23 protein-coding genes are annotated in these 21252 nt (G+C 73.7%); 11 read left to right on the forward strand and 12 right to left on the reverse strand.

The features are described 5' to 3' along the window. Positions 1–52 precede the first annotated feature (52 nt). The 3 genes from EV189_RS06540 to ctaC are packed head-to-tail and all read right to left on the reverse strand — an operon-like array spanning position 53 to position 2981. Positions 53–448, reverse strand: a complete 396-nt coding sequence (locus EV189_RS06540; RefSeq protein WP_130492151.1) for a cytochrome c oxidase subunit 4 — start codon at positions 446–448, stop codon at positions 53–55. Then, a complete protein-coding gene (ctaD, locus tag EV189_RS06545; protein ID WP_130492152.1) occupies positions 448–2166 on the reverse strand; it encodes an aa3-type cytochrome oxidase subunit I in 1719 nt (572 codons plus the stop codon). Before ctaD ends, EV189_RS06540 begins: the two co-directional genes overlap by 1 nt. Next, positions 2163–2981, reverse strand: coding sequence for an aa3-type cytochrome oxidase subunit II (gene ctaC / locus EV189_RS06550; protein ID WP_130492905.1), 819 nt, complete (start codon positions 2979–2981; stop codon positions 2163–2165). The genes ctaD and ctaC overlap by 4 nt, the downstream gene beginning before the upstream one ends. A gap of 168 nt (positions 2982–3149) precedes the next feature. Between ctaC and EV189_RS06555 the strand changes: the two genes are divergently transcribed. Further along, positions 3150–4301, forward strand: coding sequence for a cysteine desulfurase family protein (locus EV189_RS06555; protein ID WP_130492153.1), 1152 nt, complete (start codon positions 3150–3152; stop codon positions 4299–4301). Further along, positions 4298–4531 (forward strand): sulfurtransferase TusA family protein, encoded by a 234-nt coding sequence (locus tag EV189_RS06560; RefSeq protein WP_130492154.1) that lies wholly within the window; start codon positions 4298–4300, stop codon positions 4529–4531. Before EV189_RS06555 ends, EV189_RS06560 begins: the two co-directional genes overlap by 4 nt. A gap of 6 nt (positions 4532–4537) precedes the next feature. Here the strand turns inward: EV189_RS06560 and aat are convergent, their stop codons facing one another. The 4 genes from aat to EV189_RS06580 form a co-directional block, all read right to left on the reverse strand. Further along, complete coding sequence (gene aat, locus EV189_RS06565; protein ID WP_130492155.1) at positions 4538–5218, reverse strand: leucyl/phenylalanyl-tRNA--protein transferase; 681 nt, start codon at positions 5216–5218, stop codon at positions 4538–4540. Positions 5219–5228: 10 nt separating this feature from the next. After that, positions 5229–6206 carry a carbohydrate kinase family protein gene (locus EV189_RS06570; protein WP_130492156.1) on the reverse strand — a complete coding sequence of 326 codons (978 nt, stop codon included), beginning with the start codon at positions 6204–6206 and terminating at the stop codon, positions 5229–5231. Positions 6207–6292: 86 nt separating this feature from the next. After that, on the reverse strand, positions 6293–6778 hold the full coding sequence (locus EV189_RS06575; protein ID WP_130492157.1) for a DUF4115 domain-containing protein: 486 nt from the start codon (positions 6776–6778) through the stop codon (positions 6293–6295). Between the two features lie 151 nt (positions 6779–6929). Then, entirely contained in the window at positions 6930–7298 is a 369-nt protein-coding gene (locus EV189_RS06580) for a HesB/IscA family protein (RefSeq protein WP_130492158.1), read from the reverse strand. A 254-nt stretch (positions 7299–7552) separates the two neighbouring features. Between EV189_RS06580 and nadA the strand changes: the two genes are divergently transcribed. Genes nadA through EV189_RS06595 form a run of 3 tightly spaced genes read left to right on the forward strand, consistent with a single transcriptional unit; the run spans position 7553 to position 11469 of the window. After that, positions 7553–8758: a quinolinate synthase NadA gene (gene nadA / locus EV189_RS06585; RefSeq protein WP_231116134.1), complete on the forward strand. Its 1206-nt coding sequence runs from the start codon at positions 7553–7555 to the stop codon at positions 8756–8758. A 60-nt stretch (positions 8759–8818) separates the two neighbouring features. Then, positions 8819–10195, forward strand: coding sequence for an FAD-binding protein (locus tag EV189_RS06590; protein WP_231116135.1), 1377 nt, complete (start codon positions 8819–8821; stop codon positions 10193–10195). Between the two features lie 11 nt (positions 10196–10206). Next, positions 10207–11469 (forward strand): class I SAM-dependent methyltransferase, encoded by a 1263-nt coding sequence (locus EV189_RS06595; protein WP_130492160.1) that lies wholly within the window; start codon positions 10207–10209, stop codon positions 11467–11469. A 3-nt stretch (positions 11470–11472) separates the two neighbouring features. On the opposite strand, the gene EV189_RS06600 is transcribed toward EV189_RS06595, so the two are convergent. Beyond that, positions 11473–11928 (reverse strand): MarR family winged helix-turn-helix transcriptional regulator, encoded by a 456-nt coding sequence (locus EV189_RS06600; RefSeq protein WP_231116136.1) that lies wholly within the window; start codon positions 11926–11928, stop codon positions 11473–11475. After that, a complete protein-coding gene (locus tag EV189_RS06605) occupies positions 11925–12356 on the reverse strand; it encodes an SRPBCC family protein (RefSeq protein ID WP_130492161.1) in 432 nt (143 codons plus the stop codon). Before EV189_RS06605 ends, EV189_RS06600 begins: the two co-directional genes overlap by 4 nt. 122 nt (positions 12357–12478) lie before the next feature. On the opposite strand from EV189_RS06605, the gene EV189_RS06610 reads away from it, so the two are divergent. Together EV189_RS06610 and EV189_RS06615 are read left to right on the forward strand one after the other, a co-directional pair. Then, positions 12479–13708, forward strand: a complete 1230-nt coding sequence (locus EV189_RS06610; protein ID WP_231116137.1) for an MFS transporter — start codon at positions 12479–12481, stop codon at positions 13706–13708. 385 nt (positions 13709–14093) lie between these two features. Further along, complete coding sequence (locus EV189_RS06615; protein ID WP_130492163.1) at positions 14094–16445, forward strand: putative bifunctional diguanylate cyclase/phosphodiesterase; 2352 nt, start codon at positions 14094–14096, stop codon at positions 16443–16445. Positions 16446–16449: 4 nt separating this feature from the next. On the opposite strand, the gene pspAA is transcribed toward EV189_RS06615, so the two are convergent. Both pspAA and EV189_RS06625 read right to left on the reverse strand, forming a co-directional pair. Beyond that, entirely contained in the window at positions 16450–16728 is a 279-nt protein-coding gene (gene pspAA, locus EV189_RS06620; RefSeq protein ID WP_130492164.1) for a PspA-associated protein PspAA, read from the reverse strand. Then, complete coding sequence (locus tag EV189_RS06625; RefSeq protein WP_130492908.1) at positions 16725–17450, reverse strand: PspA/IM30 family protein; 726 nt, start codon at positions 17448–17450, stop codon at positions 16725–16727. The genes pspAA and EV189_RS06625 overlap by 4 nt, the downstream gene beginning before the upstream one ends. A 66-nt stretch (positions 17451–17516) precedes the next feature. On the opposite strand from EV189_RS06625, the gene EV189_RS06630 reads away from it, so the two are divergent. Genes EV189_RS06630 through EV189_RS06640 form a run of 3 tightly spaced genes read left to right on the forward strand, consistent with a single transcriptional unit; the run spans position 17517 to position 19987 of the window. Next, positions 17517–18098: a DUF3043 domain-containing protein gene (locus EV189_RS06630; protein WP_130492165.1), complete on the forward strand. Its 582-nt coding sequence runs from the start codon at positions 17517–17519 to the stop codon at positions 18096–18098. A 4-nt stretch (positions 18099–18102) separates the two neighbouring features. Next, the gene (locus EV189_RS06635) at positions 18103–18942 is read left to right on the forward strand and encodes a polysaccharide deacetylase family protein (protein WP_130492166.1); all 840 of its coding nucleotides are present in this window, start codon (positions 18103–18105) and stop codon (positions 18940–18942) included. 43 nt (positions 18943–18985) lie between these two features. After that, entirely contained in the window at positions 18986–19987 is a 1002-nt protein-coding gene (locus tag EV189_RS06640) for an aldo/keto reductase family protein (protein WP_130492167.1), read from the forward strand. A 32-nt stretch (positions 19988–20019) separates the two neighbouring features. Here the strand turns inward: EV189_RS06640 and EV189_RS06645 are convergent, their stop codons facing one another. Further along, positions 20020–20229, reverse strand: coding sequence for a hypothetical protein (locus tag EV189_RS06645; RefSeq protein WP_130492168.1), 210 nt, complete (start codon positions 20227–20229; stop codon positions 20020–20022). Positions 20230–20317: 88 nt separating this feature from the next. Between EV189_RS06645 and EV189_RS06650 the strand changes: the two genes are divergently transcribed. Beyond that, entirely contained in the window at positions 20318–21250 is a 933-nt protein-coding gene (locus EV189_RS06650) for a bifunctional adenosylcobinamide kinase/adenosylcobinamide-phosphate guanylyltransferase (protein WP_130492169.1), read from the forward strand. Positions 21251–21252 lie beyond the last annotated feature (2 nt).

A 21252-nucleotide genomic window follows, 5' to 3' on the forward strand; every position in this document is an offset into this window, starting at 1 on the left:
GCACGGTCGGCACCGCGGTCTGCGCCGTGGCCGGTGCAGTGCGTGCGCACCGTCAGTGCGCGTGCTCCCCGCGGTAGTACTCGAAGACCAGCCCCAGGATCGAGAGCAGCAGGAAGGGCGCCACCACGGCGACGAGCCACCAGCCGACCGCGAGCCCGAGCGCGATGCCGCCGATCGAGCCGCCGAGGAACAGCGGCCACCAGCTGCCCGGGCTGAAGAAGCCGAGCTCGCCGGCGTTCTCCTCGATCTCGGCGTCCTTGCGGTCCTCCGGGCGCATCCCCAGCCGGTGGCCGGTGAACAGCGTGTAGAAGCCCGTGAGGGCGGCCAGGCCGGCCGTGAACAGCAGCGCGCAGGTGCCCGCCGGCTCGTGCGTGATCAGCCCGTAGACGATGCCGACGGCGAGGAAGAAGACGACGCCCGCGGAGAAGAGGAGACCCTCGACCTTCATCAGCGTGCCTCCAGGTCGGGCTCGCCGGCGATCTGGTCGAGCAGGTTCTTGCGCGGGGTCGGGGTGTCGACGAACGGCACCTCGGGGTGGTGCAGGTCGAAGGCCGGCCGCTCCGAGCGGATGCGGGGCAGCTCGACGAAGTTGTGCCGCGGCGGCGGGCAGGAGGTCGCCCACTCGAGGCTGGCGCCGTAGCCCCACGGGTCGTCGACGGTCACGCGCGGGGCGTACTTCGCCGTTTTCCAGACGTTGTAGAGGAACGGCAGCATCGACCCGCCGAGGATGAACGCCCCGATCGAGGAGATCGTGTTGAGCGTCGTGAACCCGTCGGCCGCGAGGTAGTCGGCGTAGCGCCGGGGCATGCCCTCCGCGCCGAGCCAGTGCTGCACGAGGAACGTCGTGTGGAAGCCGATGAACAGCAGCCAGAAGTGCAGCTTGCCGAGGCGCTCGTCGAGCATCTTCCCGGTGAACTTCGGCCACCAGAAGTAGAAGCCGGAGAACATCGCGAACACGACGGTGCCGAACACGACGTAGTGGAAGTGCGCGACGACGAAGTAGGAGTCGTTGACGTGGAAGTCCAGCGGGGGCGAGGCCAGGATGATGCCGGTCAGACCACCGAAGAGGAACGTCACGAGGAACCCGATCGCCCAGAGCATGGGCGTCTCGAACGTGATGGACCCGCGCCACATCGTGCCGACCCAGTTGAAGAACTTCACCCCGGTGGGGACGGCGATGAGCATCGTCATGAAGGCGAAGAACGGGAGGTTGACCGCGCCGGTGGGGTACATGTGGTGCGCCCACACCGCGACCGAGAGGCCCGCGATGGAGATCGTCGCGAAGACCATGCCCTTGTAGCCGAAGACCGGCTTGCGGCTGAACACCGGGATGACCTCGGTGATGATGCCGAAGAACGGCAGCGCGATGATGTAGACCTCGGGGTGCCCGAAGAACCAGAACAGGTGCTGCCAGAGGATGGCGCCGCCGTTGGCCGGGTCGAAGACGTGGGTGCCGAGCTTGCGGTCGCTGTAGAGCACGACGAGCGCGGCGGCCAGCACCGGGAAGGCCATGAGCACGAGCACGCTCGTGAGCAGGATGTTCCAGGTGAAGATCGGCATGCGGAACATCGTCATGCCGGGCGCGCGCATGCAGAAGATCGTCGTGACGAAGTTGACGCCCGCGAGGATCGTCCCGAGGCCCGAGATGATGAGGCCGGCGACCGCCAGGTTGGTGCCGATGTTCGGCGAGAACGCCGACAGCGACAGCGGGGTGTACATGTACCAGCCGACGTCGGCGGCGCCCTCGGGGGTGAGGAAGCCCGAGCAGGCGATGAGCCCGCCGAAGAGGAACAGGTAGAAGCCGAACATGTTGAGCCGCGGGAATGCGACGTCAGCGGTGCCGATCTGCAGCGGCATGATGATGTTGCCGAAGCCGACGAACACCGGCGTCGCGAAGAACAGCAGCATGATCAGGCCGTGCATCGTGAAGAGCTGGTTGTACTGCTCCTCGCTGAAGAACTGCAGGCCCGGTCGCGCGAGCTCCGCGCGGATCCCGAGGGCGAGCAGGCCGCCGAACAGGAAGAACCCGAACGCGGTGATGAGGTACATGTAGCCGATGACCTTGTGGTCGGTCGACGTGGCCCACCGGACCAGGACGTTGCCCTTGGGCTTCCCGGCGGGGACCAGGCTCGTGTCGAGCGCGTTGGGGTTGTCGTAGGCGGTCATCCTGCGCGCTTCTCGCTCTCCGGTTGGATGTCCTTGCCGGTCCGGCGACGGCCGTCCGCGGCGTACTCACCGGTCTGCCCGGCGGCGCGCAGCCGCTGGAGCTCGGCCTGGTAGTCCTGCGGGGAGACGACCTTGACGTTGAACAGCATGCGGGAGTGGTAGGTCCCGCACAGCTCGGCGCACTTGCCGGGGAAGGTGCCGATCTTGGTGGGCGTGAGCTCGAAGCGGTTCTGCAGGCCCGGGACCACGTCGCGCTTGAAGAGGAACGGCGGCACCCAGAACGAGTGGATGACGTCGCGGGACAGGACCGTGAACTCGACCTTCTGGCCGACCGGGAGGTAGAGCGTCGGGATGTACGCCGGGGTGCCCGTCTCGTGGACCGTGGTGGCGGTCGACGCGGGGTTCTTCGGGTCACCGACGTAGTTGAAGTCCCAGCTCCACTGCTTGCCCACCACGGTGATGTGGACCTGCGCGTCGCCCTTGAGGTCGTCGACCTTGTCCTGGTCCTGCGCGGTGAAGAAGAAGTAGACCATGATCATGACGATCGGGAGCGTGGTGTAGAGCACCTCGACCGGCAGGTTGTAGCGCACCTGCGGCGGGAGGCCCGTGTCCGTCGAGCGGCGGCGGTAGATGATCGCCGCGGCGAAGATGAGGGCCCAGACGATGGCGCCGACGAGCAGGGCCGCGACCCAGGCGCCCTCCCACAGGCGGGCGACCGTCTTGGCGTGGTCGGTGGCCGGGGCCGGGAGGCCGGCGCGCTCCCACTGGTCCTTGGTCTGCGTCGAGCATCCGGCGAGGAGCGCGACTGCCGGCACCAGCAGCAGCCGACGCGCCGCCCGCGGGGCTCGGAAAGCGTTCGGACGCACGCGCAACCCTTCTCCCTGCACGAACCACGGAACCCGGGCGTGGAACACCCGCGCACGCACAGTACCGCCTTGCCCCGGGAGACCGCCTCCGCGGGGCGCGCGGCATGCTGGAGCGTGATGGAAACGACATCGCGGGCCTACCTCGACGCGGGGGCGGCCGAGCTGCTCGCGCCGGTCGCCCGCGAGGCGCTGCTGGCCGCGCTCGACGACGGCTGGGCGGACCCGCGCCGGCTGTACGCCGAGGGCCGGCGCGCCGCGCTCCTCCTCGACACCGCCCGCGCGTCGGTCGCCGCCGCGCTCGGGGCCCACCCCGACGAGGTCTCCTTCACCGGCTCGGGGACGCTCGCCGCGCACGCCGCCGTCCTCGGCGCCCTGGAGGGCCCGCCCGGCACGAGCCGTCCCGCCGGCACCGCCGTGGTCTCCGCCGTCGAGCACGCGGCCGTCCTCGCCGCCGCCGCCCGCGGGGCGCGGGAGGTGGTGGAGGTGCCGGTCGACGCGCTCGGGCGGGTCGACCCCGCCGCGTACGCCGCGGCCCTCGCCCTCCCCGGCGTGCGCGTCGCCGCCCTGCAGTCGGCGAACCACGAGGTCGGGACCCGCCAGCCGGTCGCCGCGGTCGCGGCGCTCTGCCGGGAGCGGGGGGTGCCGCTCGTCGTCGACGCCTGCCCGTCGGTCGGCCGCGAGCCGGTGCCGGACTGGGACGTGCTCGTGGGCAGCGCGCACAAGTGGGGCGGGCCGCCGGGCGTCGGGGTCCTGGCGGTGCGGCGCGCCGTCCGCTGGCGGCCTGCCGGTCCCGACGACGAGGCGGAGGGCGGGCGGGCGCCGGGCGCCGTGCCGCTCCCCTCCGTGCTGGCCGCCGCGCTCGCCCTCGAGGCCGCCACCGCCAGCGCCGCCGAGGACGACGTGCGGCTGCGGGCCCTGGTCGCCCTCGTCCGCGAGCGCGTGGCGCGCGACGTGCCGGACTGCGAGGTCGTCGGCGACCCCGACGACCGGCTCCCCCACCTCGTGACGTTCTCCTGCCTCTACGTCGACGGCGAGGCCCTCGTCACCGAGCTCGACCGGCGCGGCTTCGCCGTCGGCTCCGGCTCCGCCTGCGCCTCGAGCGCGCAGCGGCCGAGCTCCGTGCTCGCCGCGATGGGCGTGCTCACCCACGGCAACGTGCGCGTCGGCCTGCCGCGGACGGTCCGCCGCGAGGACGTCGAGCGCTTCCTCGTCGAGCTGCCGCTGGCGGTGCGCGAGGTGCGCGAGCGGCTGGGGGTCACGGCGCTGTGACCACGCCGACCCTCGAGGTCGACTCCCGCGGCCGGCGCTGCCCGCTGCCCGTCATCGACCTGGCCCGGGCGGTGCCCACCGTCGCGGTCGGCGCGCTCGTCGCGGTGGTCGCCGACGACGAGGCGGCGGCGGTCGACGTCCCCGCGTGGTGCCGCATGCGCGGCCAGGAGTACGCCGGGGCGGAGCCGCGGGAGGGCGGCACCGCGTACCTCGTCCGCCGGGTGCACTAGCGCTGCTCAGCGCCGCCCGTCGTCGAACGCGGCGGGCAGGGGCGAGGCGAGCGCGACCCGCAGGCGGCGGAGGTACTCCCGCCGGCGCACGGCGACCGCGCCGAGCGTCGCGAGGTGGTCCGTGCGCCACTGCACGTCGAGCAGCCTCGGGGCCCCGTCCTCGCGGAGCAGCCCGACGAGGTGGACGAGCGCGACCTTCGAGGCGTCGGTCGCGCGGGAGAACATCGACTCCCCGGCGAACAGCCCACCGACGGCCACGCCGTAGAGGCCGCCGACGAGCTCGTCGCCCTCCCAGGTCTCCACCGAGTGGGCCCAGCCGAGCTCGTGCAGCCGGGCGTACGCTGCGCTGAAGGACTCCTCGATCCACCGCCCCTCGCGCCCCGGGTCGGCGCAGCCGGCCACCACCGCGTCGAACGCCGCGTCGACGGTGACGGTGTAGCGCCGCACCGAGCGGCGCAGCGACCGGCTGACCAGCAGCCCGTCCAGCGGCAGCACGCCGCGCGGGTCGGGCGACCACCAGGCGAGCGGGCCGGCCGTCCCGTCGAGGCGCATCGGGAAGAGCCCCTGCCGGTACGCCGCGAGCAGCGTCCCGGGCTCGAGGTCCGCGCCGAGCCCGACGACGTCGCCCGCGACGGTGCGCTCGGGCGGGGGCAGCTGCCAGGGGGTGGGCGGCGGTTCGACGGGCACGGGCGGTCCGTCAGCGCAGGTGCGCGCCGATCTCCTCGGCGCTCTCCGGGCCGAAGGCGTCGCGCAGCCGGGCGACGCACCGCTCGCGGTCGAGCTGGTACTCCTGGGTGCCGGTGGTCTCGAGCACGTGCGCGGCGACCAGGCCGCCGAGCTGGCAGGCCCGCTCGACCGACAGGCCCCAGCTCGTCGCGGCGAGGTAGCCCGAGCGGAACGCGTCGCCCACGCCCGTGGGCTCGACGCGCGTCTCGACGGGGACGGCGGCGACGCGCAGGGAGGGCTGGCCCGCGCGCTCGACCAGGACGCCCTCGGGGCCGAGGGTCGTCACCCGGGTGTCGACCCGGGTGAGGATGTCGTCGGCGGACCAGCCGGTCTTCTGCTCGATGAGCGCGGCCTCGTACTCGTTGGTGAAGAGGTACTGGGCACCGGTCACGAGGGAGCGCACCTCGTCGCGGTGCAGGCGCGCCAGCTGCTGCGAGGGGTCGGCCGCGAAGGGATAGCCCTGCTCCCGGCAGACGGCCGTGTGCTCGAGCATGGCGGTCGGGTCGTGCGGCGCGATGAGCACGAGGTCGAGACCCCCGAGGGCGGCGGCGATCGCGGTCAGGTCCGCGGAGCGCGCCTCGGGCATGGCCCCGGCGTAGAACGACGCGATCTGGTTGTGGTCGTCGTCGGTGGTGCAGACGAAGCGGGCGGTCGCCTTGGTCGCGGAGACCTGGACGAAGCGGCAGTCGACGCCGTGCTGCTCGAGCCACGGCTGGTAGTCCGCGGCGAAGTCGGTCCCCACACCGCCGACCAGCGCCGCGCGCACCCCGAGCTGGCCGAGCCCGAAGGCGATGTTGGCCGCGATGCCGCCGCGTCGGATCTCGAGCTCGTCGACCAGGAACGACAGGGAGACCTTGTCGAGCTTCCCCGAGACGAACGAGTCGGTGAACCGACCGGGGAAGTGCATGAGGTGGTCGGTGGCGATGGAGCCGGTGACGGCGATGCGCACGGGCGGGTGCTCCTCGGGGGGGTACGGAGCCGTCGGCGGCGCCGCGGCGGGCCCAGGCTAGCCGCCGGACCCCGCGCCTCCTGCGCTCAGCCCGCGACGGTGAGGTGCAGCACCGGGCTCGTCCCCGCGGCGCCGGCGCGCTTCGGCCCCGCGCCCGTGTCCACGAGCAGGTTGGCACCGCTCCCGACGACGAGGTCGTAGCGGCCCGCGCCGGGGAAGGTGCGCGTCGCGCCGCTCTTGAGCGTGCCCAGGGACAGGACCTTGCCGGACCGGCTGACCTTGACCCAGGTCGCGCCGGTGGCCCGGAGCACGAGGCGGGGCGAGGCGGTCGCGGTCGCGCGCGGCGTGGCGCGCGGGGTGGAGGAGGTCGTCGGTCGCGCGCTGGGCGTCGGCGACGCCGGCGCGGGAGGCGGGACGGAGGCGGGCGCGCTCGACGCCGGCGCGGAGGCCGGAGCAGGCGCGCCGGAGTACGGGCCGTAGGACCAGGAGGCGCTGCCGCTGGGGGCGGCCGCCGCCCCGCCCGACCCGCTCCCCCGCGTCGCCCACCACACGCCGGCCAGCACGACGACCACCGCGAGGGCGGCTCCCGCAGCGGCGAACCCCGCGCGCCCCGACGATCCCCGTCGGGGACGCGCGTGCTTCCCGCTCAGTGCCTCTCCTCGCGGTGGGCGTCGACCTGCTCGCGACGCGGCCCGGGCGTGCCGGGCGCCAGTGGGACGAGGACTAGTGGAACGAGTCCCCGCACGCGCACGAGCCGGACGCGTTGGGGTTGTCGATCGTGAAGCCCTGCTTCTCGATCGTATCGGTGAAGTCGATCACCGCGCCCTCGAGGTACGGCGCGCTCATCCGGTCGACGACGACGCCGAAGCCGCCGAAGTCCTTGACCACGTCACCGTCGAGCGAGCGCTCGTCGAAGAAGAGCTGGTAGCGCAGGCCGGAGCAGCCACCGGGCTGCACGGCGACGCGCAGGGCCAGGTCGTCGCGGCCCTCCTGCTCGATCAGGGTGCGGACCTTGGAGGCCGCCGTGTCGGTGAGCACGATGCCGCCGGCTGCGCTCGTCTCGGTGGCCGTGGCGACGCTGGTGTCCGTCATGCTGCGATCTCCTCGTGTGCTGAGCTGCGGGACGCACTCGTCCCCCACTGTACGAGCGAACGCCGGCGGCCGCCCTGGTTCTTCCCCCGCCGCCCATGCTGGCACAGGCCGGTGCCGTCGGCGCCGGGCGCGCCGCGGTCCGGGAAGGGATTCCACCCGGTCGGGGTTGGGGTGGGAGACTCCTGTGCCGACACGGTCATCGGGGAGTCACCGCCGCCTCGCCCTCCTGCCCCCACCACGATGGAGACGCCGACGTGAGCTCCGACCTCGCCGCCCTCGGCGTCACGCCCACCCCGCTCGCCCTGCTCCTGCTCGGCCGCGACCGGGACCTCGCCTCCGAGCGCGGGGTGGAGTGCCCGGGCGACCTGCCCGTGGCGAGCGACCCCGACCTCGTGGCTCGCGCCCAGCGCGCCCGCGCGGCGCTCGGGGACCGTGCGTTCGTCCTCGGCCACCACTACCAGCGCGACGAGGTCATCGGGTTCGCCGACGTGACCGGCGACTCGTTCAAGCTCGCCCAGCAGGCCGCGGCCCGCCCCGAGGCCGAGTTCGTCGTCTTCTGCGGCGTGCACTTCATGGCGGAGTCGGCGGACATCCTCACCGCCGCGCACCAGCAGGTGGTCCTCCCCGACCTCGCGGCCGGCTGCTCGATGGCCGACATGGCGGCGCTGCGCCAGGTGGAGGACGCCTGGTCGGCGCTGGAGGCCGCGGGCCTGGCGGGCGGCACGGTGCCGGTCGCGTACATGAACTCCAGCGCGGCGATCAAGTCGTTCACGGGCCGCAACGGCGGCACGATCTGCACCTCGAGCAACGCCGACCGCTCGCTGCGGTGGGCGTTCGAGCGCGGCGAGCGCGTCCTCTTCCTCCCCGACCAGCACCTCGGGCGCAACACCGCCGTGCTGCAGCTGGGCATCGGGCTCGACGAGTGCGTCGTGTGGGACCCCCACAAGCCCCACGGCGGCCTCACTGTCGAGCAGCTGCGCGACGCGAAGATGGTGCTGTGGCGCGGGCACTGCTCGGTCCACGGCCGGTTCAGCGCGGACAACGTCCGCGACGTCCGCGAGCGCGTCCCCGGGGTCAACGTGCTCGTGCACCCCGAGTGCCGCCACGAGGTCGTCACGGCGGCCGACTCGGTCGGGTCGACCGAGCACATCATCCGCACCCTGGAGGCCGCTCCCGCAGGGAGCTCGTGGGCGGTCGGCACCGAGCTCAACCTCGTCTCGCGCCTGGCGCAGCAGCACCCGGACAAGCAGATCGTCTTCCTCGACAAGACCGTCTGCTACTGCTCGACGATGAACCGGATCGACCTGCCGCACCTCGTCTGGGCGCTCGAGTCGCTCGTCGAGGGCCGGGTCCCGAACCGCATCGTCGTCGACGACGACACCGCCCACTGGGCGCGCGTCGCGCTCGAGCGGATGCTCGCCCTGCCGGGCGACGGCACCACCGTCCCCGCGCAGCGCTGAGCGCCTCGACCGTGCGGGCACGTCACCGGGCCGTAGCAGGGCAGGCGTAGGGTGCGCGGCGTGAGTGATCAGGACGCGTACCTCGCCCGAGTGGAACGCTTGGCGGCCGAGATCCGCTCCCTGCCCGCGGACCAGCCGGTGCGGCTCCGCAAGAAGACCTCGAACCTCTTCCGCACCCGCCAGCCCTCGAAGGCCACCGGGCTCGACGTCACCGACCTCGACGGCGTCATCAGCATCGACGACGAGGCCCTCACGGCCGACGTCCAGGGCATGACGACCTACGAGCACCTGCTCGACGCCACGCTGGCCCACGGTCTGGCCCCGCTCGTCGTCCCGCAGCTCAAGACCATCACGCTCGGCGGCGCGGTGACCGGGCTCGGCATCGAGTCGACGTCGTTCCGCAGCGGGCTCCCCCACGAGTCGGTGCTCGAGATGGACGTGCTGACCGCGACCGGCGAGGTCGTCACGGCCCGGCCCGAGGGCGAGCACAGCGCGCTGTTCTACGGCTTCCCCAACTCCTACGGCTCGCTCGGCTACGCGACCCGGCTGCGCATCGAGCTCGAGCGGGTGCACCCGTACGTCCGCCTGCGCCACCTCCGGTTCCGCAGCGCGGAGGAGCTGTTCGCGGCCATGACCGAGGTCTGCGCGAGCCAGGAGCACGAGGGGACCCCCGTCCACTTCGTCGACGGCACCGCCTTCTCCGGCCAGGAGCTCTACCTCACGCTCGGGACCTGGGCCGACGAGCTCGAGCCGGGCGAGGAGCCCTCGGACTACACCGGGATGGGCGTCTACTACCGCTCCGTCCAGCAGCGTGACCGCGACGTCCTCACGGCGCGCGACTACTACTGGCGCTGGGACACCGACTGGTTCTGGTGCTCGCGCGCCTTCGGGGCGCAGAACCCCCGCATCCGCGCGTTCTGGCCCAAGCGCTGGCTGCGCAGCGACGCGTACTGGAAGCTCATCGCGCTCGAGAACCGCTTCAAGGTGGTCGAGCGGATCGACCGCCGCCGGGGCAAGCCCGAGCAGGAGCGGGTCATCCAGGACGTCGAGGTGCCGATCGAGCACGCCGCGGAGTTCCACGCGTGGTTCGAGCGGGAGATCGGCATCGCGCCCGTCTGGGCCTGCCCGCTGCGCCAGCGCGACGCGAGCCGGACCTATGACCTCTACGCCTTCGACCAGGACACGACCTACGTCAACTTCGGCTTCTGGTCGACAGTGGACCTCGCGCCGGGCGAGACCGACGGCACGCACAACCGCCGCATCGAGGAGCGCGTGGCGGAGCTCTCCGGCCGCAAGTCCCTCTACTCCACCGCGTTCTACGCGGAGGACGAGTTCTGGGCGATCTACGGCGGCGACGCGTACGCCCGCCTGAAGAAGGAGTACGACCCGGCGGGCCGCCTGCCGGACCTCTACGCCAAGGCCGTCCGCCGCGCCTAGGAAGGAAGCCCATGCCCACGACGACCGCTCCCCTCAGCATCGCGCGCGCGTTCGAGACGCTGGTCGGCGCCAGCCCCACCCTGCGCTGGACGGCGTACGACGGCAGCACCGCCGGCCCGGACGACGCGGCCGTGACGGTCGAGGTCCGCTCGCCGCAGGCGGTGGCGTTCATCGTCACCTCGCCGGGCGAGCTCGGCATGGCGCGGGCGTACGTCTCCGGTGAGCTCGAGATCCACGGCGACACGCACACCGCGCTGAGCGCCCTGTCGAACGCCGCACTCGACGGCCCCGGCCTCAAGGAGCGGGTCGAGGTGCTGCGCAGCTTCGGCGCCTCCGCGCTCAAGCGGCCGCCCCTGCCGCCGGAGGAGATCGTGCTCTCGGGCTGGCGGCGGCACAGCAAGCAGCGCGACGCCGAGGCGATCTCGCACCACTACGACATCTCCAACGAGTTCTACGAGTACGTCCTCGGCCCCTCCATGGCCTACACGTGCGCGGTCTACCCCGAGCGCGACGCGACGCTCGAGGAGGCGCAGGCCAACAAGTTCGACCTCGTCTGCCGCAAGCTCGGGCTCCAGCCGGGGATGAAGCTGCTGGACGTCGGCTGCGGCTGGGGCGGCATGGTCATGCACGCCGCCGAGCACTACGGCGTGCAGGCGCTCGGCGTGACGCTGTCCCGCCGGCAGGCGGAGTGGGCGCAGAAGGCGATCGCCGACCGCGGCCTCGCCGGCAGCGCCGAGGTCCGCTTCTCCGACTACCGCGACGCCCCGGACGCGGAGTACGACCGGGTGAGCTCCATCGGGCTGACCGAGCACATCGGCGACAAGGAGCTCGACGACTACTTCGGGCGCCTCTACGCGAAGCTCAAGCCGGGCGGCCGCCTGCTCAACCACTGCATCACCCGCCCCGACACCTCGCACCACGCGATCGTCAAGAAGGGCTTCATCAACCGCTACGTCTTCCCGGACGGCGAGCTCGTCCCGGTCGGCCGCATCGTCACCGCGATGCACGACGCCGGGTTCGAGGTGCGCCACGAGGAGAACCTGCGCGAGCACTACGCGATGACGCTGCGCGACTGGGGCCAGAACCTCGAGGACAACTGGGAGGCGGCCGTCGCGGAGGTCGGCTGGCGCCGGGCCCGCGTGTGGCGGCTCTACATGGCCGGCTCGCGCATGGGCTTCGACCGCCGCTCGATCGAGCTGCACCAGGTCCTCGGCGTGCGCACCGACTCCGCCGGCCGCGCGGACGTGCCGCTGCGCCCGGACTGGGGCGTCTGACCCTCAGCCCTCCCAGTCGCCGAGGCCGCGCAGCAGGGCGAGCAGCTCGCCCGTGCCGAACTCCTGCTGCGCGGCGGCGAAGAACGCGGCGTCCGCCGCCTCGACCGCCTGCATGGCCTGCCGCGCCAGAGCGGCCCCCTCCTCGGTCACGGTGACGCGCTTGGCGCGGCTGTCCTGCGGGTCGGGGGTGCGGCGGACGAGGCCGCGGGCCTCGAGGGCGCGGACGACCGAGCTCGTCATCATGACGTCGGTCGACGCGTGCGCGGCGAGCGCGCGCTGGTGGGGCGGGCCGCCGTGCTCGCCGAGCCACCAGCTCGAGGCCAGCAGCACGAACTGCACATGCGTGAGCCCGAGCGGCTGCAGCGTGGCGGCCATCGTCCGCTGCCAGCGCAAGGTGGCCCTCCACAGCAGGAAGCCCGGGCTGTCCCCCGCGGCGAGCCCACCGTCCCCCCGGCTCACGCGACGAGGCTCCGGTCCGCGGCGAGCCGGGCGAGGGCCGCGACCGTCTCCGGCACCCCGTCGGTGATGTCCGGCATGAGCACCGGTGCCAGCTCGTCCGCCGCGGGACCGCTTAGCTCGACCCGGTGCGTGATGCGGGTCCCGCCCTCCGGGAGCGGCGTGAGCGTGTGCGTCCCGCGCAGCGTGGCGCCCGGCAGCTCGAAGACGTCGGTGAAGCCGCGTCCCGGCTCCGCGTGCTCGATGGTGAAGGGCAGCGGGTCGGCGCCGCTGGGCGTGAAGCGGCCTGTCGTGCCCGTGGCGAGCGGGCCGTCGAACTCCTGCCGGTCCACCCCGCCGTCCCACTCCGTCCAGCTCTCCGGGTCGGCGTAGAGCGCCCAGACCGCGTCTGCGGAGCAGGCGGCGTCGAGGGAGTGCTCATAGGTGTGCATCGGTCCTCCAAGTAGTAGGTGCGCTTATCGTAGGCGCGCTTAGCATCCCGACGCAAGCCGCGGACATGCCGAGGAACGCCACCCGACACGGTTGCGCAACGCGTTCGGCGGATACTGCTCCCGTGGTGAGCGCGGACGCGGCGGGAGTCGCTACCTACCGGGGGCTGCTCCGCCACCGGGAGTTCACCTCGCTCTGGGGCTCGGACGCGGTCTCCCTGGTCGGCGACCAGCTCGCCGCGGTGGCACTGTCGGTCCTCGTCTTCGCCCGCACGGGCTCGACGCTGGCGACCGCGGCGACGTACGCCGTCGCCTTCCTTCCGGCGATCGTCGGCGGCCCTCTGCTCGCCGGGTTGGCCGACGTCCTCCCGCGCCGGACGGTCATGCTCGCCTGCGACGCCCTGCGCGCCGTGCTGGTCGCGCTCATGGCGGTGCCCGGGATGCCGCTCGCCGTCCTGCTCGTGCTCCTCGTGGTCGTCGCGCTCGTGGGCTCGGCCTTCTCCGCTGCGCGCTCGGCGCTCATGGCCGACGTGCTGCAGGGCGAGGCGTACGTCCTCGCCAGCTCGCTCACCTCCACTACCGCGGAGGCCTCGCTCGTCGGCGGGTTCCTCCTCGGCGGCGTGGGCGTCGCGGCGTTCGGGGCGCGCGGCTGCCTGCTGCTGGACGCCGCGTCGTTCGTCGCGTCCGCCGTCCTGGTCCTGCTGGTGCGCCACCGGCCGGCTGTCCGCGAGGCCCCTCTCGGGCGGCGCCTGGTCGCCCCGGGACTGCTCGACGGGGTGCGCCTCGTCTTCGCGACGCCGCAGCTGCGCTGGCTGACGCTGCTCGCGTGGCTCTGCGCGTTCTACGTCGTGCCCGAGGCGCTCGCCGTGCCGTACGCCCATGCCCACGGCGGCGGCCCTCGCGCCGCCGGCGTCCTGCTCGCTGCGAACCCGCTCGGCACGGTGCTGGGCTCGTTCGCCCTGGTGAAGCTCGCGACGCCCGCGCGGCGCATGCAGCTGATGGGCCCGATGGCGCTGGTCGCCTCGCTCGTGCTCGTGGCCTGCGCCGCCTCCCCGCCCTGGCCGGTGGTCGCGGTGCTGCTGCTCGTCAGCGGAGCGGGCTCGGCCTACAACCTGCCCGCCAACGCCGCCTTCGTGGCCGCGCTGCCGAACGAGCGCCGTGGAGCGGCGTTCGGCGTGGTCGCCACCGGCATGTCGGCGGGGCAGGGGCTGACCCTGCTCGTCGCCGGTGCGGTCGGCGAGGTCGTCTCGCCCGGCGCGGTCATGGCGCTGGCCGGGGCGGCCGGTGCCCTCGTGTCACTGCCCGTCCTGCTGGGCCTTCGGAGTGTGTTCGTCGCAGAAGGTGACCGCGGGTAGCAGCGGGTGAGCTCGAACGGGTGACACCACTCGATCGGGTGACGTGGAAACGCCGGACAGTGAGCGCCGCGGTTCTCTAGAGTTGCGGCACGCGCAGAGCCGCACGCCATCCACGACGAGCGACCCAGCAAGGAGGAGCCGACATGAGCAAGGACTGGAAGTAGTTCTCAGCAGTTCCAGAGCAAGTCCGAGAAGGGCGGCGCATGAGCGCCGCCCTTCGGCTTTCGTGAACAGTCACGACAAGGTGTCAAGATCCATGCGGGTCCGCCGATAGAGCGGTGTCCAGGACGGGGCTGCAGAGGAAGGCGGACTTCGCATGCGCGGCTCGCCGCACTGGAGAGCTCTGCCTGCGCTGCTGACCGGCTGCTTCGTCGCCTTGACAGCCGTGACGGCCCTGGCACTGCCCGCCGCTCTCACCAGCGCTCCCCCGGCGGTCACCACCCTGGCGGGATGTATCGCCACCCTGGTGCTCGGGAGGATCCTCGGCATCTCGGTGCGCTTCGGTCGGCAGGAGGTCTACCTGACCTGGTCCGAGGCGGCCTTCGTGATCTCGCTGCTGCTGCTGCCCCTGCCCTGGTTGGTCGTCGCCGTCGGCCTCAGCGCGAGCTCCTCCACGCTGCTCCTGCGGAGGGCCCCGAGCCGCATCCTCGTCAACACCACGCACGCTGCCGTCGGAGCTACCGCCGGTGGAGCGGCCTACCACGCGCTCAGCGGGATGCCCCGGCTCCACGCCCCTCTCCCTTGGGCGCCGCTCGACGTGCCCGTGGGCTCGGGGGTCGGCATCGCCGTTGCCGCGGTGGTCTTTACCCTGACGGCCGAGCTGGTGGTCTCAGCCGCGATCGCGGCCTCCAGCGGTCAGCGCCTGAGGGCCGTGCTCGGCGAGGGAGCGCGCCCGAGCCTCGTCATGCTGCTGGGCAACGTCGCCGCCGGCCTGGGCGTGCTCGCGCTGGTCTCCTGGGAGCCGCGCATGCTCCTCGCGCTCCCCCCGCTCCTCATCGCCGCCCACATCGCCTACCGCCACCGCGTCGACGCGACCCTCGAGCGCGACACCTGGAACGGCCTCTCCTCCGCCACGGCCCGCCTCGCGTCGCTGCACCCGGAGGAGGTCGTGCGGCACGCCCTCGACGACCTCACCGCGCTGTTCCGCGCGGACGAGATCGCGGTGACGCTCGTCGAGCAGGAGCTCGCCGCGTACAGCGTCCTGCCGCGGGCGGAGAGCCCGGAGACCTCGGTCACCCGCTCGCTGGGCGACGTCTCCGGCTACCTCGGCGAGCTCACCCTCGGCTTCGCCGCGCCACTCGCGCTGACCCCGCGCGAGGAGGCCTCGCTCACGACGTACGCGTCGCTGCTCACGACGGCCCTGCGCAACGCCGCCCTCCACCAGCGCCGCGCGCACGAGGCCCTGCACGACGCCCTCACCGGGCTGCCGAACCGCGCGTTCCTGCTGGAGACCGGTGGCGCGCTCACGGCGGCCGACCAGGTCGCGCGCCGCACCAGCGCGCTGCTGCTCATCGACCTCGACGGCTTCAAGGGCGTCAACGACGCCTTCGGCCACGCCGCGGGCGACCAGCTGCTCCTCGAGGTGGCGCGGCGCCTCGCGCACGACCTCCCCGACGCGCTCGTCTCCCGCCTCGGCGGCGACGAGTTCGTCGTGCTGCTGACCGGCCAGACCGGCCGGGACGCCGCGACGCTCAAGGCGGGCGTCGTGCGCGCCGCCCTCGCCGCGCCCGTACGCCTCGGCGAGGTCGAGCTCGCCCTCGACGCGAGCATCGGCATCGCGGAGGCCGGCCCTACCGAGGCCGTTGCCGTCGCGGAGCTGCTGCGCCGGGCGGACGTCGCGATGTACCAGGCCAAGCGCGAGCGCACCGGCATCGAGACCTACACCGCGGCGTACGAGAAGGACTCCGCGCACCGGCTGAGCCTCGTGCCGGAGCTGCGCGAGGCGCTCGCGGCCGGCGAGATCGTGCCGTACTTCCAGCCCAAGGTCGACCTCGCCACCGGCACGGTGGTCGGGGCCGAGGCGCTCGCCCGGTGGCTGCACCCGCGGCGGGGGCTCGTGCCGCCGGGCTCGTTCATGCCCGTCATCGAGGCGACGAGCCTCGTCACGGAGTTCACGCTGGGGATCCTCGACTCGGCGCTCGAGCAGAACGCCGCGTGGGCGGCGGCCGGGCGCCCGCTGCCGGTCGCGGTCAACCTCTCCGCCCGGCTGCTGCTCGACCAGGGGCTGCCCGAGCGCGTCGCGGCGATGCTGCGGACCCACGGCGTACCCGCCGCACGGCTCGTGCTGGAGATCACCGAGACCGTCGCCCTGTCCGACCTCGACGTGGTCGAGAGCGTCCTCGACGGGCTGCACCGGGTCGGCGTCGCGCTCTCGGTCGACGACTTCGGCACGGGCTACTCGTCGCTGACCTTCCTCTCGCGCACCCAGCTCCACGAGATCAAGATCGACCGCAGCTTCGTCGACGGCATGCTGCACAAGCCCGGCGACGAGGCGATCGTCCGGGCGACGGTCGAGCTCGGCCGGGCCTTCGGCCTGCACGTCGTCGCCGAGGGCGTCGAGACCGAGGGCCAGCGGCTGCGCCTGCTCGAGCTCGGCTGCGAGACCGCCCAGGGCTTCTTCTTCTCCCGCCCGGTGCCGGGCGAGGAGTTCGCCCGCATGGTCTCGGGCGAGCCGCTGCTCGCGCGCGAGGTGCCCGGCCAGCCGGCCCGCCACCTCCACGCCGTACGCCCCGCCTGAGCGCTCAGCCCGGGATGACCCCGTCCTCGTGGAGCAGCCCGCGGACCTCCTCGCGCGTCGCGTCCGGGTGCGGGACCACGGCGTCCGAGGGCCGCAGGTCGTCGAGCGGCAGTGGCGTGCCGACGGAGCGCACCCGCTCGGCGAGCGCGCGCACGGCGGCGCTGAACGCCCCGTCGTCCTCGCCGTCGACGGCGCCCTGCAGCGCGTCGTCGAGCCGGTTGAGCTCGTCGACCGCGGCGGTGTCCACCTCGAACTGCCCCTCGTGCAGCACGCGGATGATCACGACTGGCCCTCGATCTGCTTGGGCTGCGGCGCGCCGCCGATCTCGCCCTTGAGCCGCTGGAGCTCGAGCTCGACGTCCGACTGCGCCCCGATGCGGTCCAGCTCGGCCGTCAGGTCGTCCTTCGACGTGCCGGAGAGGTCGTCGAGCGCGCCCGTCGCGAGCAGCTCGTCCAGGGCGCCCGCGCGCGCCTGCAGCTGCGCCGTCTTGTCCTCTGCCCGCTGGACGGCGAGGCCGACGTCGCCCATCTCCTCGCTGATGCCGGAGACCGCCTCGCTGATGCGGGTCTGCGCCTGGGCGGCCGTGTAGGTCGCCTTGATGGTCTCCTTCTTCGTGCGGAACGCCTCGACCTTGGCCTGCAGGCGTTGCGCGGCGAGCGTGAGCTTCTCCTCCTCGCCCTGCAGCTGCGCGTGCTGCGCCTCCAGGTCGGAGATCTGCTGCTGCACGCCGGCACGGCGGGTGAGGGCCTCGCGCGCGAGGTCCTCACGCCCCGCGGCGAGGGCCTGGCGGCCCTGCCCCTCGAGCTTGTCCGCCTGCTGGTGCAGGCCGGTCAGCTGGAGCTCCAGGCGCTTGCGCGAGGTCGCGACGTCGGCGACGCCGCGGCGCACCTTCTGCAGCAGCTCGAGCTGGCGCTCGTACGAGTAGTCGAGGGTCTCGCGCGGGTCCTCCGCCGCGTCGACCGCCTTGCTGGCCTTCGCGTGCAGGATCGTGCCGATCCTCTTCATCAACGACATGGGGTCATCCTCCTCGACCCGCTCCTGCCCCGGCAACGGGGCCCTTACGCTGGACCCGTGCTCCTCCGCCGCTCCTCCTCGACCAGCGCCCCGACCGACGCGCCCGCCGCCGTCGACCTCGTCAAGAGCGGGGGCAAGGGCCGGCCGACGCCCAAGCGCAGCGAGGCGGCGAAGCAGCGGCGCCAGGCCGTCCGGGCGCCCGTCGACCGCAAGGAGGCCTCGCGCATGGCGCGCGAGAAGTCGCGGGAAGCGCGGGCGACCCGGATGGAGGCGCTCAAGCGCGGCGACGAGTCCGCGCTCCCGGCGCGGGACCGGGGCCCGGTCAAGCGCCACGTGCGCGACCTCGTCGACAGCCGCTTCAACGTCGCCGAGATCTTCATGCCCGTCGTCGTCGTGGTCCTCCTGCTGAGCCTGGTCCGGCCGCTCGCCGCCTTCGGCGTGTGGGTCTGGGCCGTCATGCTGCTCCTCGGCATCGCCGACTCGGTGGTGCTGCGCCAACGCATCAAGCGCTCGCTCGCGGAGCGCTTCCCGGGCCAGTCGACGAAGGGCGCCGTCGGCTACGGCGTGCTGCGCGCGCTGCAGATGCGCCCGCTCCGCATGCCGAAGCCGCGCGTCGCGCGGGGCCAGACCCGGGCCTGACCGCGTGCGGACGCCTTGGCGCCGCGCGCTCGCGCTGCTCGTCCTCCCCGTGCTCGCGGCCTGCTCGGGCGCGACGCACGCCCGCCCGCGGACCTCGCCCGTGCTGGCCCCGGTGACCAGCGCCCCGGCGGCCGTCGTGCACGCCGCGCCGGTCCCCCGCGACCCGACCGTGCCGCCGCTCGGCGACGCCCCCGTGCTCGGCGCGCGCGGCTCGGGCGCCCGCGGCTCCAGGCTCGTCCGCGCCCCCCGGCTGCCCGGGCTGGCCGGCGCGCGCGGACGGCTCGTCACGCTCACCTTCGACGACGGCCCGTCGCCGGAGTGGACCCCGCAGGTCCTCTCGCTGCTCGCGGCAGACCACGTGCACGCCGTCTTCTGCCTCATCGGGCGCGAAGCGGCGGCGCACCCCGACCTCGTCCGCGCGATCGTCGCCGGCGGCAACGCGCTCTGCGACCACAGCCGCGACCACGACCTCAAGATGGCCGAGCAGCCGGCGAGCTACCAGGCTGCCGAGGTCGAGGACGGCCTCGCCGACATCCGCGGCGCGGACCCGCAGGCGGGCGTGCGGTTCTACCGGCAGCCGGGCGGCCTGTGGACCGCACCCGTCCTCGCGACCGTCCGCGCCCGGCACCTCACGCCGCTGTCCTGGGACGTCGACCCCGTCGACTGGTCCGAGCCCGGCGCTGCCGCCGTCGTGCAGCGCGTCCTCCACCAGCTGCACCCCGGCGCGTACGTCCTCATGCACGACGGCGGCGGGGACCGCAGCGGGACCGTCGCCGCGCTCCGTACGCTCCTGCCGGACCTGCGCGCCCGCCACTTCACGGTGGTGCTGCCCCCGGCGGCCTGACCCGGGCGGAGAGCGCTCCCGCAGGCGACCTACAGTCGGGCGCATGGAGCACCGTTCCCTCGGCCGCAGCGGCCTGAAGATCAGCGAGATCGCCTACGGCAACTGGATCACCCACGGCGGCCAGGTGGAGGCGGACCAGGCGACGTCCTGCGTCCGCGCCGCCCTCGACGCCGGCATCACCACCTTCGACACCGCCGACGTCTACATGCGCGGCGCCGCCGAGACCATCCTCGGCGAGGCGCTCGCCGGCGAGCGGCGCGAGGGGCTGGAGATCTTCACCAAGGTCTACTGGCCCGTCGGCGACGGCGTGAACGACCGCGGCCTCTCCCGCAAGCACATCCTCGAGGGCATCGACGCCTCGCTGCGCCGCCTCGGAACCGACTACGTCGACCTCTACCAGGCGCACCGCTACGACTACGAGACGCCGCTCGAGGAGACGATGCTGGCCTTCGCCGACGTCGTCCGCTCCGGCAAGGCGCTCTACATCGGCGTCAGCGAGTGGCGCGCCGAGCAGATCCGCGCCGCGAAGGCACTGGCCGACGAGCTGCACGTCCCGCTCGTCTCCAACCAGCCGCAGTACAGCGCGCTCTACCGCGTCATCGAGGCCGAGGTGCTCCCCACCTCGAAGGAGCTCGGCCTCGGCCAGGTCGTCTTCTCCCCCATTGCGCAGGGCGTGCTCACCGGCAAGTACGTGCCCGGCCAGCCCGTGCCCGAGGGCTCCCGCGCCACGGACGAGAAGGGTGGCGGCGCCCAGTTCATCTCCCGCTTCCTGCGCGACGACGTCCTGCAGCGCGTGCAGGACCTCAAGCCGGTCGCGGACGAGGCGGGGCTGTCGCTGGCCGCGCTCGCCGTGGCCTGGGTGCTGGCCGAGGACGGCGTCTCGGCCGCGATCATCGGCGCGTCCCGCCCCGAGCAGATCGCCGACAACGTCGCCGCCTCGGGCAAGCCGCTCGACCCGGCGCTCAAGGCGCGCATCGACGAGATCCTCGCCCCGGTCGCGCTGACCGACCCGGAGCTCACCCAGTCGCCGCAGTCGCGGCCGTAGGCAGCTGCACCACCTCGACCCGGCCGCCTGGCTCAGGCGGTCGGGTCGAGCCGCATCGGGCCGTAGACCTCGTGGTCGTCCTCGAGCAGCAGCACGCTGTCGACGCCGTTGGAGCGCAGCGAGCGCCACTGCTCCCCGATCCACGTCTCGGCGTCGGAGCGGGTGGGGAAGCCGGGGGCGGCGAGCTCGTCCTCCGGCACGGGCGTCCCGTCGCCCTGCACGAACCGCCACGACCAGGTCATGCCCCGCCTCCTCGACGCCGCGGCGGGTGCGTCCCTGCCGGCGCGAGCCACTGTAGGCGGGGGCACCGACACGACCTACGCTCCCCCGGTGGACCTCCTCCTGGCCGGGACCGGCGGCTCCCGGGGCTGGCCGGAGCCCGGCTGCCCCTGCGCGTCGTGCGCCATTGCGGCCGCCGCCCCCAGGGCGCCGTTCGAGCTGCTCGACGCCGGGACCCGTGTCCCCTGCGCGACCACGGAGCTGGCGGGTGGCGGAGCGCTCCTCGCGCTCGACGCCGTCGCGCCCACGACGGCGTACGCCGTGGTGCTGCTCGCCGACGCCGACCTCGGCCTGCTCGCGCGGCTGCGCACGTCCGGCGCCGTGGGACCGGGGACCGACGTCGTGGCCGTCGGGCTCACGCACCGCCACCGCCCCGAGGAGCTCGCGAGGCTCGCCGACTGCGGGGTGCGCGTGGTGCCGGACGGGGCACGGCTGCAGGCTGCCGAGCCCCTCCCCGCTGCCCCGCGCCGCACGCTCGTCCTCGGCGGCGCGCGCTCCGGGAAGTCGGCCGAGGCCGAGCGCCGCCTGCTCGGCGAGCCGCGCGTGGTCTACGTCGCGACCGCGGCTCCGCGCCCGGGGGACGCCGAGTGGGCCGACCGCGTGTCCCTCCACCAGCAGCGCCGACCTGCCGGCTGGGCGACCGTGGAGACGCTGGACCTCGAGCCGCTGCTGGCCGACGCCGACGGCGCGCCCCTGCTCGTCGACTGCCTCTCGCTCTGGCTCACCGGCGTCGTGGACGAGGCCGGGGCCTGGGAGGGCGAGCACCTCGACCGGGTCGAGCAGCGGTGCGCGGACCTCGTCGCCGCCTGGAGGGAGACCCGGCGGCGGGTCGTCGCGGTGAGCTCGGAGGTGGGCTCGGGCGTGGTCCCGGCGACGCGCAGCGGGCGGCTCTTCCGCGACCTGCTGGGCGCGCTCAACGCCCGCGTCGCGGCGGAGTCCGAGCGGGTCGTCCAGGTGGTCGCCGGTAGGGTCTCGGTGCTGTGAGC

Source organism: Motilibacter rhizosphaerae (assembly GCF_004216915.1).
Classification (GTDB): Bacteria; Actinomycetota; Actinomycetes; order Motilibacterales; family Motilibacteraceae; genus Motilibacter; species Motilibacter rhizosphaerae.

What these genes read in the sequence shown, in the direction of transcription:
- EV189_RS06540 (WP_130492151.1), bottom strand. Translation starts at nt 448, where the DNA reads ATGAAGGTCGAGGGTCTCCTCTTCTCCGCGGGCGTCGTCTTCTTCCTC.
- ctaD (WP_130492152.1), bottom strand. Translation starts at nt 2,166, where the DNA reads ATGACCGCCTACGACAACCCCAACGCGCTCGACACGAGCCTGGTCCCC.
- EV189_RS06555 (WP_130492153.1), top strand. Translation starts at nt 3,150, where the DNA reads ATGGAAACGACATCGCGGGCCTACCTCGACGCGGGGGCGGCCGAGCTG.
- EV189_RS06580 (WP_130492158.1), bottom strand. Translation starts at nt 7,298, where the DNA reads ATGACGGACACCAGCGTCGCCACGGCCACCGAGACGAGCGCAGCCGGC.
- EV189_RS06595 (WP_130492160.1), top strand. Translation starts at nt 10,207, where the DNA reads ATGCCCACGACGACCGCTCCCCTCAGCATCGCGCGCGCGTTCGAGACG.
- EV189_RS06605 (WP_130492161.1), bottom strand. Translation starts at nt 12,356, where the DNA reads ATGCACACCTATGAGCACTCCCTCGACGCCGCCTGCTCCGCAGACGCG.
- EV189_RS06625 (WP_130492908.1), bottom strand. Translation starts at nt 17,450, where the DNA reads ATGAAGAGGATCGGCACGATCCTGCACGCGAAGGCCAGCAAGGCGGTC.
- EV189_RS06640 (WP_130492167.1), top strand. Translation starts at nt 18,986, where the DNA reads ATGGAGCACCGTTCCCTCGGCCGCAGCGGCCTGAAGATCAGCGAGATC.
- EV189_RS06645 (WP_130492168.1), bottom strand. Translation starts at nt 20,229, where the DNA reads ATGACCTGGTCGTGGCGGTTCGTGCAGGGCGACGGGACGCCCGTGCCG.